Annotated in this window: 12 protein-coding genes and 1 pseudogene; 5 read left to right on the top strand and 8 right to left on the bottom strand. The window is 34.0% G+C overall.

Annotated elements, in window-relative coordinates; translation table 11 throughout:
- The first annotated feature begins 1 nt into the window (after position 1).
- Both leuD and DNU06_RS16480 read left to right on the top strand, forming a co-directional pair.
- Positions 2-580, top strand: a complete 579-nt coding sequence (gene leuD, locus DNU06_RS16475; RefSeq protein ID WP_111064604.1) for a 3-isopropylmalate dehydratase small subunit — start codon at positions 2-4, stop codon at positions 578-580.
- Positions 577-1,686 (top strand): isocitrate/isopropylmalate family dehydrogenase, encoded by a 1,110-nt coding sequence (locus DNU06_RS16480; protein WP_111064605.1) that lies wholly within the window; start codon positions 577-579, stop codon positions 1,684-1,686. Before leuD ends, DNU06_RS16480 begins: the two co-directional genes overlap by 4 nt.
- Here DNU06_RS16480 and DNU06_RS16485 read toward each other — a convergent pair.
- Positions 1,683-2,057 (bottom strand): annotated as a pseudogene (locus DNU06_RS16485) (dicarboxylate/amino acid:cation symporter); the annotation flags it as partial. The gene DNU06_RS16480 and the pseudogene DNU06_RS16485 sit on opposite strands and share 4 nt — an antisense overlap.
- 160 nt (positions 2,058-2,217) lie before the next feature.
- Between DNU06_RS16485 and DNU06_RS16490 the strand changes: the two are divergent.
- The gene (locus DNU06_RS16490) at positions 2,218-3,192 is read left to right on the top strand and encodes a PorP/SprF family type IX secretion system membrane protein (protein WP_146239294.1); all 975 of its coding nucleotides are present in this window, start codon (positions 2,218-2,220) and stop codon (positions 3,190-3,192) included.
- Positions 3,193-3,196: 4 nt separating this feature from the next.
- On the opposite strand, the gene DNU06_RS16495 is transcribed toward DNU06_RS16490, so the two are convergent.
- The 7 genes from DNU06_RS16495 to DNU06_RS16525 are packed head-to-tail and all read right to left on the bottom strand — an operon-like array spanning position 3,197 to position 11,755.
- Positions 3,197-3,607, bottom strand: a complete 411-nt coding sequence (locus DNU06_RS16495; RefSeq protein ID WP_158526935.1) for a T9SS type B sorting domain-containing protein — start codon at positions 3,605-3,607, stop codon at positions 3,197-3,199.
- Positions 3,608-3,615: 8 nt separating this feature from the next.
- Entirely contained in the window at positions 3,616-4,935 is a 1,320-nt protein-coding gene (locus tag DNU06_RS16500) for a dicarboxylate/amino acid:cation symporter (protein WP_111064608.1), read from the bottom strand.
- 11 nt (positions 4,936-4,946) lie between these two features.
- Positions 4,947-7,208, bottom strand: a complete 2,262-nt coding sequence (locus DNU06_RS16505) for a M1 family metallopeptidase (protein WP_111064609.1) — start codon at positions 7,206-7,208, stop codon at positions 4,947-4,949.
- Between the two features lie 13 nt (positions 7,209-7,221).
- A complete protein-coding gene (locus tag DNU06_RS16510; RefSeq protein ID WP_146239295.1) occupies positions 7,222-7,713 on the bottom strand; it encodes a DUF6702 family protein in 492 nt (163 codons plus the stop codon).
- Positions 7,714-7,716: 3 nt separating this feature from the next.
- Entirely contained in the window at positions 7,717-9,669 is a 1,953-nt protein-coding gene (locus DNU06_RS16515) for a DUF1573 domain-containing protein (protein WP_158526936.1), read from the bottom strand.
- A gap of 2 nt (positions 9,670-9,671) precedes the next feature.
- Entirely contained in the window at positions 9,672-11,270 is a 1,599-nt protein-coding gene (locus tag DNU06_RS16520) for a DUF819 family protein (RefSeq protein WP_317048252.1), read from the bottom strand.
- A 14-nt stretch (positions 11,271-11,284) separates the two neighbouring features.
- Positions 11,285-11,755, bottom strand: coding sequence for a hypothetical protein (locus DNU06_RS16525; protein WP_111064612.1), 471 nt, complete (start codon positions 11,753-11,755; stop codon positions 11,285-11,287).
- An 80-nt stretch (positions 11,756-11,835) separates the two neighbouring features.
- Here DNU06_RS16525 and DNU06_RS16530 point away from each other — a divergent pair, with 80 nt between their 5' ends.
- On the top strand, positions 11,836-12,900 hold the full coding sequence (locus DNU06_RS16530) for a VOC family protein (RefSeq protein ID WP_111064613.1): 1,065 nt from the start codon (positions 11,836-11,838) through the stop codon (positions 12,898-12,900).
- Between the two features lie 284 nt (positions 12,901-13,184).
- The coding region (locus tag DNU06_RS16535; protein WP_146239296.1) for a PKD domain-containing protein at positions 13,185-14,957 on the top strand (1,773 nt) is incomplete at its 3' end.

Raw genomic sequence — 14,957 nt, forward strand, 5'->3', positions numbered from 1 at the left:
CATGAAAAAATTAACCAAAATTACATCTACTGCCATTCCCATCCCTTTAAACGATATTGATACCGATCAAATCATTCCTGCCCGATTTTTAAAAGCAATTGATTTAGATGATTATGCAGATTGTTTGTTTGCTGACTGGCGTTATGAAAACAAAAAGTTAGTAAAGGAATTTTGGTTAAATAGAGAATTTAAAGGTAGCATACTAGTTACCTTGACTAATTTTGGGTGCGGATCCTCAAGAGAACATGCAGCATGGGCACTTAAAGATTATGGCATTCAAATAATTATAGCTTTGAGTTTTGCAGATATTTTTAAAAATAATGCCCTTAACAATGGTATTATTCCCATTGTTTTGAACGAATACGAAATAGAGCAAACGATCTCTGCAATTATTCAACAACCAGGCTTACTGATTACAGTTGACTTAGAAAAGCAGGAAATTGACATACCTGGAATTTGCATGAAAAAATTTGAAATAAACCCATTCAAAAAAGCTTGTATAATTAATGGCGTAGACGAAATAGATTACTTAGTTAAACTTAGACCTGACGTTGAATTTTTTGAAAAATCATTTTTATGAAATCATATAATATTATTGTTTTACCTGGAGATGGCATAGGGCCAGAAGTTATTAATCAAGCAGTTAAAGTATTAACTACTTGTGCAGAATTATTTTCATTCCAAATAGAATTAAATTATGATTGGATTGGTGCGGCTGCCATTACCCATACCGGAGAAACCATTACAGAAAATACTTTAAAAAAATATGAAAAAGCAGATGCTATTTTATTGGGAACATTTGACGATTCTACAGCGGATAGAGATATAAATATTAAAAATCAGAACGAAAAAGGACTTTTAAATCTGCACCATTTTTTAGGTCTATTCGCCAAAATTCGTCCGATAAAAATACACCAACAACTCTTGGTTAAATCACCCTTAAAGTCAAAAATAATTAAAGGGACAGATATGATTATTTATCAAGAAATGTCAGAAAGTATTCAATTTATACCAGAAAAAAAGAATCAAAATAGTCCAAGTGAATTATCCGAATATTCCATTAAAAAAATAGAACGTATCGGGCATTTAGCCTTTCAAACCGCTCAAAAAAGAAAACATACTATTTGCTTAATGGAGAATGCTAATTTTTTTGAAATATCAACACATTGGAAAAACGTAATTGAAAAATTATCAAAACAGTACCCAGACGTACAATTAAAACATCTGGATATCGACCAAGCGGCTATTCAATTGCTAGTTAATCCACTTCAGTTTGACGTTATTTTGACCAGCAATATGTTTGATAATAAGTTAACGGGGTTAGTCCATGAAATTTCTGGTTCAATAGAACTACTTGCTGCTATTTCTACAGGAAATTCAACCACAATTTTCCAGCCTTCACATAGCGCCTTCCCTGAAATAAAAGGAATGGACAAAGGTAATCCCATGGCAGCTATTTTATCGGTGGCCTTAATGTTGGAACATTTAGGCGAAAATGCAGCCGCAAAATTAATTAATGATGCAATTGCTTGGTGTATTGAAGAGGAATTAACCACCCTAGACATTAATAATCAAAACCCATTGAGTTGCGCTATGGTTGGTGACATGATTGACCTATTTATCGCCAAAAATGGTACCATTGATTTTGATGTTAAATCCATCAATAGGGATATATTTTATATTTAATGTGTTGAAGGCTTGACGTAGTTATCATCCCACTCCTTAACCTTTGGTTCACCCAGCTTATCAATAGATTTTGCTACAATCATTGACACTGTTGCATCACCAGTAACATTGACCACTGTACGACACATGTCTAAAGGACGATCTACTGCAAAAATTAAAGCCAAACCTGCTTCAGGAATACCTGCATACCCCAGCACTCCAACCAGCATTACCATACCTGCGCCTGGGACAGCGGCGCTACCTATAGAAGCTAAAGTAGCTGTAGCGATAATTCCCAATTGCGTACCTAAAGTCAGGTCCATTCCAAAAGCTTGTGCAATAAAAACAGCAGCAACAGCTTGGTACAAACTTGTACCATCCATATAATAGGTTTTATTTCGGGTACTTACTTAACATGGCGTATAGCTATAACTTTTTGCGCTAAAAGTGGCAATATGTTATCTTCAGTCTTTAAAAAGTAAAATAAAAGACGTGATTAAAGTAATTATTAATACTTTTAGTCCTCTATTATCTTTAAGTGTGTATAAAAAAATGCAAAGTAAAAAAAGGAATTCTGTGTTTATCTTAAAACCTGAATCTTTCAAAAAAATACAAATCATCACTCTTTTGCTTTTAATTTTTAAAACAAGTCTAGCTCAAGACCCTACTTTTAGCCAATTTCACAATAACCCAATTTACCTGAACCCTGCTTTGGCTGGTGCAGACCATGGATGTCCTAGTATTCATATCAACTCGAGATACCAAAATTTTAATACAGGAATTTTTAATACCAATACCGTTTCAATTGATAGCTACAATCGAAAATTAAGGGGAGGTATTGCATTTAATTTGGTAAACGAAATGGTTGGTTATAATACTTATATAAACAATGCAGCCTACTTAACGTATTCCTTTCACCAAAAGCTGTCCCGAAATTACACGCTCTTAGTTGGTGTTCAAGCAGGGTATAACCAAAATTTTTTTAATTGGAATGAATTGAATTTTGGCGACCAGATTGACCCGCGCGTTGGATTTATTTATACCACAAGCGATCTACCAGGAGGAGCTGTATATCAAAACTTATGGGGTACAATACGTTATCTAAATATTAATTCTGGAATTGCCATATACTCACCTTTGATTTATGGTGGCTTTTCAGTAAAAAACTTATTAAAACCAAGGCGATCATTTTTACAAGACCAAATAAAATTAGATAGGAAATATATCGCTCATTTGGGACTAAATTTCAACTTAGAAAACTACAGTAATATATTGGAGAACGTAGTAATTTCTCCACAATTTATGTATTCAAAACAAGGGAGATTTGAAGAAATTATTTTTGGTTTTAATGCTAAATACAAAATAATCAGTCTAGGATCCTTTTTTAGAATTAATAATGCAGTCATATTTAGTATTGGACTAAATTTCAACAAACTCAAACTAACCTATAGTCAAGATTACCAAGTGTACAACTACTCCGGCATACTTAATAAAATTCATGAAGTTTCTTTACATTTATTCTTTTGAAACCTTAACTAAGCACAAAAACATGTCCAGCTAAAAATTTCTTTTTCCCGTTTCCAAGTCTAAAATTGAGCTCCCAAGTATAAACATCAGAAGGTACAAACTCATTATTATATTGGCCATTCCAAGTGGTTTCATAAGCATTAAAACTTTCAAATACTTTATACTTCATTTTATTAAAAATGATAAAATGAAAATCATTGATGCTATCATTAGTTATAGCTATTTCTACTGTAAATACTGAATTGCCATAGGTATTTGTTGTAATTGTATTTGGAATATAAATATCTATGTCTTTATATATTTCAGCATTCGGAACAATCTCTTCTTTTTGACAAGAAAAAAATAAAAGCACAAGTACTATGCAAGCCGATACTCTTTTATATAGTTTTAGATGATAAGTCAAATTAAAAGTCATCAACATATCTATTGAACAAAGTTATCATCCCAATCCTTAACCTTTGGTTCACCCAGCTTATCGATAGATTTTGCTACAATCATTGACACTGTTGCATCACCAGTAACATTGACCACTGTACGACACATGTCTAAAGGACGATCTACTGCAAAAATTAAAGCCAAACCTGCTTCAGGAATACCTGCATACCCCAGCACTCCAACCAGCATTACCATACCTGCGCCTGGAACAGCGGCGCTACCTATAGAAGCTAAAGTAGCTGTAGCGATAATTCCCAATTGTGTACCTAAAGTCAGGTCCATTCCAAAAGCTTGTGCAATAAACACAGCAGCAACAGCTTGGTACAAACTTGTACCATCCATATTAATGGTTGCACCAATTGGCAATACAAAGCTTGACACATCTTCATCTACGCCTAAATGTTCCGTTACTCTTTCCATGGTTACTGGTAAAGTAGCTGCACTTGAGCTGGTAGAAAATGCTAATAATTGAGCTGGAGCAATACCATTCAAGAAGAATTTAGGAGACTTTTTGGTGTAAGCGGACATGATGATAATGTATATAACTATCATTCCTAATAAACCAAAAACAACGGTCAAGGCATAAAAACCTAAGGCCTGAAACAGGTCGGGATTTGGTGCTTCTACTACCAAGGCCGCCAATAATGCAAATACGCCGTAAGGAGCAGCCAACATAATTAAATCGACCATTTTTAATATCACTTCATTTACCCCATTAAAAAAGGATTGCACTGTTTTTCCTTTTTCTTCAGGAATCAATACCAAGGAGATGCCGAAAAAGACAGCAAAAAAGATAATTTGCAGCATATTTCTATTCGAAGTCGCAGCGGCAAAAATATTTTCAGGCACTAAATCTTCTAATGCTTGTAACGGACCAGCATCTTTTTGACGCTTTGCCTCATCCTTATACTTTTGCGTATCTCCAGAATAATTTTTAACTAATTCAGTTCGGGTTTTATCCGTGATAGAATTACCTGGTTTCACCAAGTTGACCAAAACTAAACCAATGGAAACTGCTAGGATAGTAGTCACAATGTAAATACCAATAGTCCTTCCTCCCATTTTAGATAATTTTGAAATGTCTTTTAAATTGGTAATACCCGAAATTAAAGAAGCCAAAATTAATGGTATGGCTATTAACTTTAAGGATTTAATAAAAATACTTCCAAATGGCTTAATCCAATCTTTTACGATATCAGGTCCATTAGAAACATACAGCATGACAATTCCAAACAGAATTCCCAATGCCATACCTATCATTATTTTCCAATGTAATGCTAACTTTTTCTTAGATTGCTTTTCGGCCATATTTTATTTTTTCAGTAACGACTTCCGCTTTTAAACATATTAAATCTACTAGGTACCACTTGACTTGGCCATGCATTATTTCCAGTATCGGTATCTGCAGTTTCAATAAATGGGTCCAGTTGAATATTTTTTACTTGTTTTTTAAAAATAAACACTTTCGATACTTCAAAGTTATTTCTTTTCCATATTTCTGCAGGAATACGAACCACTTCGGTTGAATTATCTTCAAAAGTAAAGGATAAGATGATAGGCATCACTAAGCCGCCTATATTTTCAAAATCGAGTTGATAAAACTGGTATCCTGCATCAAGTAAAGCTTTCTCTTTATCCGAAAGATTTTCTAAAATACGTTCATTCTTTTTAATTTCAGCCTCAGACAATGCATTTTCATCTACACCTATATATTTATCATTTAAACTAGGATCGCGTTCGTTTTCCGTTTGCTTAATAGCGGTTTTATTTCTTATCTCACTGATATTTTTTGGTCCAGCTTTAGCAACTGACTCGTTAAATGCCAATTCCTTTTCCGTATTCATGGTATTTAATTCGTAATGAGATACGTTTTTTAAGGCAATATCTACATGGTCTGTAGTCATAAACCAACCTCTCCAAAACCAATCTAAATCTATGGCACTTGCATCTTCCATGGTTCTAAAGAAATCAGCAGGTGTCGGGTGTTTAAACATCCAACGCGTAGCATAAGTTTTAAAGGCATAATCAAACAACTCTCTCCCCATTACTGTTTCCCGTAAAATGTTTAAAGCTGTTGCTGGTTTCCCATAAGCATTGTTACCAAATTGCAACAATGATTCTGAATTTGTCATAATAGGCACTATGTTACTTTTGTCCCCTTTCATGTAATCAACAATTAAATTTGCTGGACCTCTTCGAGAAGGGTAATCTCTTTGCCATTCTTGTTCTGTTAAGTATTGTAGAAATGTATTTAATCCTTCATCCATCCAAGTCCATTGTCTTTCGTCGGAATTAACAATCATTGGAAAATAATTATGTCCAACTTCGTGAATGATCACAGAATGCATCCCATATTTAGTTCTTTCAGAATAAGTACCGTCTGCATTTGGACGACCACCATTAAAGCAAATCATGGGATATTCCATCCCTATTCTATCGGTATGTACCGAAATTGCAACTGGATATGGATAGTCGAACGTGTGTTTGGAATACGTTTTTAAAGTCTGCACTATCACTCTAGTAGAATACCTTTCCCACAATGGATTTCCTTCTTTTGGATAAAAAGACATAGCCATTACATCCTTTGTTTTTTGTTTCACTACTTGTGCATCCCAAATAAATTTGCGAGAAGAAGCAAAAGCGAAATCCCTTACATTTTTTGCTTCAAACTTCCAGGTTTTAGTATCCTTTGCTTTAGATTTCTCTGCTTCTAATGCTTCCTCGGGAGTTACAATAAAAACCGGTTTTTCAGCATCAGCAGCCTCTTTTAATCTATCCAATTGATCGTCCGATAATATTTTACCTGCATTACTTAATACGCCGGTTGCAGAAACAACATGATCAGAAGGGACCGTAATCGCAACCTCATAATCACCAAAAGGTAAAGTGAATTCACCATTGCCTAAAAATTGCTTATTTTGCCATCCTTCCACATCATTGTAAACACACATTCTAGGAAAAAACTGTGCAATGGTATAAATGTAATTATCTTCTTTTTCAAAATATTCTAGACCTGAACGACCACCAATTTCCATGCGGTTATTGATATTGTAGTGCCAATCAATCTTAAAAGAGAATTTTCCTTTAGATAACATTGGTTTTGGAAGTTCAATTCGCATCATGGTCTTCACAATAGTGTAGGTCAGTTTGTTGCCTGCATAATCAGTCACACCTTCAATTTTAAAGCCACCATCAAAATTTGCATAGTCAAAATGACGTTGTAAACTACCAGGGTATTTAAATTTGTTAATATCTTCACTTGAAATTAATTTTGTATCCGAATCTTTTGCCCGCATATTTTGGTCCAACTGAACCCATAAATAAGTCAATACATCTGGGGAGTTATTGGTATAAGTAATGGTTTCTTTCCCTGAAATCTGTTGCGCCGCATCATCCAATACAATTTGCATATTGTAATCCGCTTTTTGCTGGTAATATTCATGACCAGGAGCGCCTGAGGCTGTCCTGTATACATTAGGTGTAGCTAATTCTTCTTTTAATTGCTTGAATTTACTTTGATCTTGACCAATTAATTGTCCTGCCAATCCGAAAATAAAAATAGATAAAACTAGTTTTTTCATGAGGGTATGTAATTTATTGCTTAATTGTTAAAACAGTTGTCTTAGTTGTTAAAGTACCACTTTTAAAATCTCCTTTGTATTTATAGTGTACCCGGTTTTGTTGTTCCGAAAATAGTTCAAATAAAATGGAGTTTTGAATGATTATATGTGATGGGTTTAAAATAGGTTTAAACGTAAAATAAAAGTACAAATCATCCCTTAAGGTGACTTCTTTACCTACATAATGCATACTTGCTGCTTGACCGTCAGATTTTATGGTAAAATGGTCCATTAAATAAGCTTGAATAAACTGCCCTACTTCGCTACTATCCAATACATTTTCAATATGAATGGATTTAGAAAACTTTTGGTCGAGAATGTGTTCAAAATCATGCGCTGTTAACTTCAAGGATACTTCAATTTGCCCTAACTTTTCATTATACTCCATGGTCGCAATAGAAATATAAGACTTATGACCAAAAGCCATAGTGGAACACAATAAAAAGAAAAGAATCAAAGACTTCATGGGTTATAAGTATTTTTGAGGAACGAAAGTTACATATTGAAAGTTTCGATACCTAACAATTGGCGTTTTTTTATCATAAGGAATACCTTGTACCACAATTTTTTCATTAGTTATCAGTACCCTATTTGGATCAATTAATCTCTTTTTCAAGTAGTCATACAATCTTTCTTTACTTACTTGCAGGTGACTATATGCCCAATATTCATTTGAGCGTTTTTCATCTACTGGAATATGTGAAGCGCTTGATTCTGTTCGGAGGGTTACAAATCCATTTTTTTGCACTTCATAAATTAAATAATCTGCAAATTTCTGAAACACAATAGAGCCAGTATCTATCCCTACATAATAATAGTCATAGTTAACAATATATGGTTTTGGTTTAATTGGACGCAAAGGCATGTTTCGTGACTTTAAATAATTAGGCACCAACTTTATGTATTCAAAATTAAAATATTGAGGTTGCGTAAAATTTTGAGTTTCAAAGCTTGGTCCTTGAATATTAACGATTAATTCAACCAATAGTTTTTTTCCAGTGGCTTGAAAATATTTTTCTTTTATCCAAGCCATTGTTTTCTCTCCTTTTTCTTGTGCGATAGCATATGGATCACCCGCTAATTTTTTTGGATAATTAGAACCTGAGGATTCTATGGTAATTTGGACTTCATTTCCGGTATTTGTATAAGCTAACAATGCATTCCAAAACTGTTTAAAATCAGCCGAATTTTCAAGTATATTTTCCTGGGCAGTAAACATTTGTGCTTTATAGGTTGGTAACAAAGGGACAATTACCGACTCTGGTTTTTCGACATATTTTAAAGTGGGTATCTTATTATTATCTGCCACATCATACACTTCTACTTCATATGTTTCCTTAGCATGCACGGCTATGGTGTCCATTACTATTTGGTAATCTGCTTTGGTTATACCACTGGATTTTTTTAAAGTTCTATATAAATTTTTATCCAAGCTTTTTCCAATTTTACGCGCCTTCCTTTTTCCTTTTGATGCTGGAACTTTCACGGTTACGTTTAAATCAATTCTACCATTTTTAAACAGCTTAGCATTAACTGTACTTAAGTCTAGTTTATCCACCAAATCTTTACCCTTCGGCATTTCCTCACTTGAATAAGCCAATAAGCGAACATCTCTTTTTACGGGGGCTACTTTTGTTACTTCAATTACACTTTCTGTCAATGCATCCGCATTAAATTTATTGGAGTATACTTTTATTTGGGCCACAGACCAAGCTGGTATGCGATTATCCGCTATAAAAACAGTATTTGCGAACATTAATGCGCCTTCCCCATATTGTCGTCTGTTTAATTCTCTTTTTAATTTGTGCTTGTAATAAGCCATTAATATTTCTAATTGCTCAATCTGTGCTTTATCCCTTACCCTAATTTCAATACCTACCGTTGTAAAATTATAGTAGTCTATTTCGTAAGTAATATCATTTACAAAGTCAATTATCTTATTTAAATCAAAAAAAGAAGTATCAAAAACTGTAATGGGGTAAAAATAAATGGGTGCTACCTTGTAATCAATTAATGCTACGGGGACTTCGGTTTGTAATTTTTCTTTTCCAATTACGTTTCCTGTCAATTTTAAATACAGACTGTTTTCTTCGTATCGTCCTGTCTTAGTTTTTAAATGAATGGATTTAGCAAAAAGTCCAACCCGATCATTGGGATCATAAGATACTTTTAGTTGAATGGTTTGTCGGGGATAAATAAAGGTTTCCTCATTTAATATAGCAGTACAACCGCAAGAAGTGCTATAATCTAATATCGTAATGGTATCCTTAAAATAGGGATTAAGCAATTCAAAGCTGGCAATTACCACGCCATTATCTTCTAAAATATCCCCCAAATCAATGGTCGAAGTTTTTACCCTAATTTGCGTCCAAGCAGATAAGGTAAAGCAAAAGAATAATATTACTGTTAAAATTTTATTCACTTTTATACAGAAATAGATTGCATTAATATAGTACATAATATGGCACCAAAGGTACCAACAGCATAACCTAACACAGCTAACAAAACACCAACAGGTGCTAATGCTGGACTAAAAGCACTGGCAACCACAGGAGCAGATGCAGCACCACCCACATTAGCTTGACTGCCTACCGCTACATAAAAGAAAGGTGCTTTAATAATTTTAGCCACTACAAACAAAAACAAAGCATGAATTAATATCCAAATAAGACCAATGGCAAATAAGTAAACAAAATCATTCCATTCCCTTATCATTTCAGCAATATTCATTTTCGTACCAATAGTAGCTACTAGAATATACAAAAATAAAGAACCGACTTTAGAAGCTCCTATTCCTTCAAAATTCCTGGCCTTAGTAAAGGATAAAATCACCCCAAATATAGTCGATAAAACCACCAACCAAAAGAAGCCACTGCCAAAGGAAGTGAATAATATTGCTGCATTTGGAGAAGAAGACTTGATGGATTCTAACCATTCTTCAATACCTGGTGCTATATAACCAGAAAGTAAATGTGCCAAGCCCACAAGACCAAAAACAATACCAAGCATATAAGTCAAGGATTTAAATGTCAAGACTTTTTCAACACTTTTTTGAAAGGCTTCCATTTTAGTTTTTAATGCTTCTATGGCGCTATCATCTGCTTTAAAGAATTTGTTCAAGCGCTTATTTTGGCCAGTTCCAAATAATAATACTGACATAAAAATATTAGCCACCACTACATCTACAATAATCATTTTAGAAAACAACTTATCGGATGCTTGATACACTTCCAACATAGCTGCCTGATTTGCACCACCACCAATCCATGAACCCGCCACTGTCGCTAAACCACGCCATAATCCACCAGTCAGTACTTCTGGTGCGGCTAAGGAAACTAAATACAAAGCAATTGGACCACCAATAATGATCCCAATAGTCGCTGCAAAAAACATGATAACTGCTTTGCCTCCCAATCGTTTGATTCCTTGAATATCGATACTTAAGCACAAAAGAATTAAACTAGCAGGTAATAAATAACGAGAAGCAACAAAATATAAATTTGAAATATCCGAGGAAATAATGTTGAGAGAATTTAGAATAGCCGGAATAAAATAGCACAATAACAAAGCAGGTACAATGCCATAAAACTTTTTGAATATTGGCATTTCAGCAGTTCTAAAAATTAAAACTAATACCAAGAATAACAAACCAAAAACTACTGCATCATTTGTAATCAACGGTGCAGTTCTATTATACTTAAATTTCTTCTTTATTGTTTTTTCCCCCGTCTTCACCAAGGCAATAGAATGCTCCCCTAATTGAAAATCTTTAATCAATACCAAACCATTACTTAAGGTAGGATAAATAGAGTCGTTTACAGACAAAGAATAATTACGATAATTATCAAAATCTATGACAAAATTCTGGACTTCATCTTGGTACAATACACCACCAATTTGATCGAAATTAATTCGCTTCACCAAGGTCATTGATTCCATTTGGGCTGGAGAAACAGGATTCACCTTAACACCAAATGAGTAAGTAGAAATCAATATAAATAATAAGTTTAAAAAACGCTTCATAAATGTTTAAAATATTAATAAGGTCCTAAAATACAAGTCAAAATAGTCAAGTCGTAAGTCTCCTTAGAGCTGTAGGAATATATCAAGTTATTATCGAATGTGGAATCTCCAAAATATACCTTGGCATCCTCAAAAGTAAGCAAGCAATCCATAGGACTTCTAAAGTCACTTTTGTATACTTTATTGTCATAAATCACGTAGAGTAAATCATCCGTAAATTTGGAATTTCCTCTGTATATTTTATTACCATCAATGGTATAAGCTAATTGAAAGGTAGAAGTGCTATTCCCAAAATAAATTTTATTATTTTCAATGGTATAAATCACGGTATTTCCACTATTCCCGTTTCCGTGATACACTTTGTTTTTATCTATCGTAAATGCAACATCTCTATTATACTTGCCTTCTCCCTTATAAATATAAGTTTGACTGTACAATCCTACTGCGCACCATTGAACAAAAAGAAATAAAGTAAATAATTTCATAAATTACAATTGGCTAAAGTATCAATTATTAATCCAATCTAATAATTTTTTATATTTGCATCTTTAAATATTTATCAACAATGGAAAAAATAATTTGTGGCATACAACAAATGGGAATTGGCGTTCCCGACGTACAGGGTATTTGGAAATGGTATAGAACCATGTTCGGCATGGATATCCGAATTTTTGAAGATGCTGCTGAAGCACCCTTAATGATTAAATATACTGGAGATAAAATACAGAAAAGAACTGCTTCTTTGGCCATTTCAATGGAAGGCGGCGGCGGATTTGAAATATGGCAATATACCAGTCGACCTACAAACAAAGCGAAATTTGACATTCAATTAGGGGACTTAGGTACTTTTTCTTGTCGTATTAAATCGCATGATGTGGCTGCCTCATTTGCACATATGAAAGCAAATGGTGCAAAATTCATTGGTGAACTATCTACAAATCCTGCTGGAGAGCAAAGCTTTTTTGTGGAAGATCCAAATGGAAATATTTTTAATGTAGTTAAAGGATCCGGATGGCTAATGGATACTAAACACCCTTCAAAATGTGGTGGTGTTGCTGGTGCCTTAATTGGTGTAAGTGATATTGATGCTGCATTAAAATTATACCAAGATGTATTGGATTATGAAACCATAGTGTATGATGAAACAGGAAACTTTGAAGATTTAAAAGGTTTTTCAACTGGAAACCAAAAATACAGAAGAGTATTACTGAAACACAAACAAGAAAGAAAAGGTCCTTTTTCAGAATTATTAGGCCCCACTCAAATAGAATTAGTTCAAGCTTTAGAAAGAAAACCTGTTAAGATATTCAAGGATCGATTATGGGGAGATTGGGGATTTATTCACCTTTGTTTCGACGTAAGAGGAATGGATACCCTAAAAAAAGAATGCGCAGCCGCAGGCTTTCCTTTTACCGTAGACAGTGGTAGTACATTTGATATGGGTGAAGCAGGTGGAAGATTTTCTTACATTGAAGATCCTGACGGAAATTTAATAGAATTTGTAGAAACACATAAAGTACCTTTAATGAAAAAATTAAATTGGTATTTAGATTTAAGCAAAAGAGATGCCGAAAAAAGACTGCCAACTTGGATGATTAAAGCCATGCGTTTTGGAAATAAAGTTAGCTAAACTATTCTAAAGCCAGTTCATTAATAAGTGCAAGACTGAGGTATTAAAACTATAGTTGTTTTATTTCCTCATTCTTGCATTCTTATATTTTACAAATCTATTCCACATGAAGAACCAAAATGGTGTACTATTTTGTATGGATTTTGTCTTTCCAACATGTACAACATCTTTAACTAAAATAGCCGCTTAATTACCAAGACTTAATAGCTCAGAAACCACCTTCTGATTAACACAGAGGCAACCATTTGGAAATTATAACGTTTATATAGTAGATATACTAATTTATGTTAAAAGGTATTTTTGGAACTATTTTTTTACTTCTAATAAACATTTCCTTGTTTTCACAAGAAATATGTGATAACGCTTTGGATGATGATGGGGATGGTTTAATTGATTTAAATGACCCCGACTGCGATTGTAGCACCGGCTTAAATGCACAATGGTCATCTGCTATTCCAAATCCAAATTTTGACAATTCTTCCTGTTGCCCAGATGTTTATTATTACAATAACAATAATAATTTAAATTGTTTAGACGATTGGTCGACCTCCCAAAACATATATAGTAGCTGGTCCTTGCAATATCAAAACTCTTGTGATAGTTGTAGTGATTATTACACGAATTCCTCTTATTATAATGTACCCCAAGAATGCACGCTAAGTGTCGCTAATGGATTTTTAGCAATGGCTTTTTACAACTATAATTATACCAACAGTAATACTAACCAAGGTGCAAATGCTTGTTTGAACGCACCTTTTATGCCAGGTAACACGTATACTATAAATGTGGATGCATTTAACACGTGGAGCAATATTAATTGGAACAATAATTGGAACAATAAAATTCATATTTCTTTAATGGGAACAGCGAATTGTGGTAATATTCCTATCCAAAATCAAAATTGTGCAGATCCAAACTGGTATGTCCTAGACTCTGTTAGTCCAACAGTGCCATTTGATAGTACATGGCACACTTTTTCTTTCAATTTCTCGCCCACTATTGCTACTTACGGCATAGCGCTCACCCAAACTTGTTTGACGGTTCCTTATGTCGGAACTTCTTACAATTGGAATCGAATTATGTTTGACAACCTAGACTTAATGTATAGTAAATTATATGATATACAGATAACCGATACTGGCAGTTTTTGTACCAATGATTATTTGCTAACCGCAAGTATAGACACTACTGGTGGAACTTGGCAATGGTTTCAAGACTCTATTGCTTTGATTGGAGAAACAAATAGCACCATAGACATTACCCCTTATAACCTTGGGAATTATACCGCTGTTTACAACTTAGGTGGCAATTGTCAAGGAGCTAACTATGAAGCTATCCCATCTGTTTATCCATTTGCTTTTATTAACTCAGGCGGAAATGGTTGCCTAGGAGACAGTATTACATTCGACGCTTCAAGTTTTATTATCGGTGGATATAGTATTGATCATCATTATTGGGATTTTGGTAGTGGAGATTCTGCTTTTATACAAAACCCTGTTTTTGCATACGACACTGCTGGTACTTTTAAGGTGAAATTTACTGCTGAATCCAATTTAGGCTGTCAAACATCTGATAGCATAATCGTTAACATTGATGACAAACCTGCAGTTGATTTTATCTCTAACGAAAATTGTTTTTCAGATTCTGTTAACTTTATCAGCCTAAGTACCCTTAGTTTGGGCAGTGTGATTGATAGTTTACATTGGGATTTTGGGGACAACACCACTGCCTTAGATTCTTTAGAAACACATTGGTATTCAAACGCAGGAACTTATAACGTTACGCTTTATGCCGAATCAGATTTAGGTTGTTTTGATAGCATCATTAAACCAATAACAATCGACCCAAATCCAACTGCGGCTTTTACCGTAAACGATACCTGTGTGCTAGATGCAATCACTTTGTCTAATAATTCAAGTATTACTACAGGAAGTATTCAATCTTACGAATGGGATTTTGGCGATAATACTACGAGTAACCTCCAGCAACCAAGTCACACCTATAATCAAATAGGAACTTATACCTTAGCATTAATAGTTGTCTCGGATTCCGGTTGT

This window comes from Putridiphycobacter roseus (genome assembly GCF_003234935.1).
Classification (GTDB): domain Bacteria; phylum Bacteroidota; class Bacteroidia; order Flavobacteriales_D; family Crocinitomicaceae; genus Putridiphycobacter; species Putridiphycobacter roseus.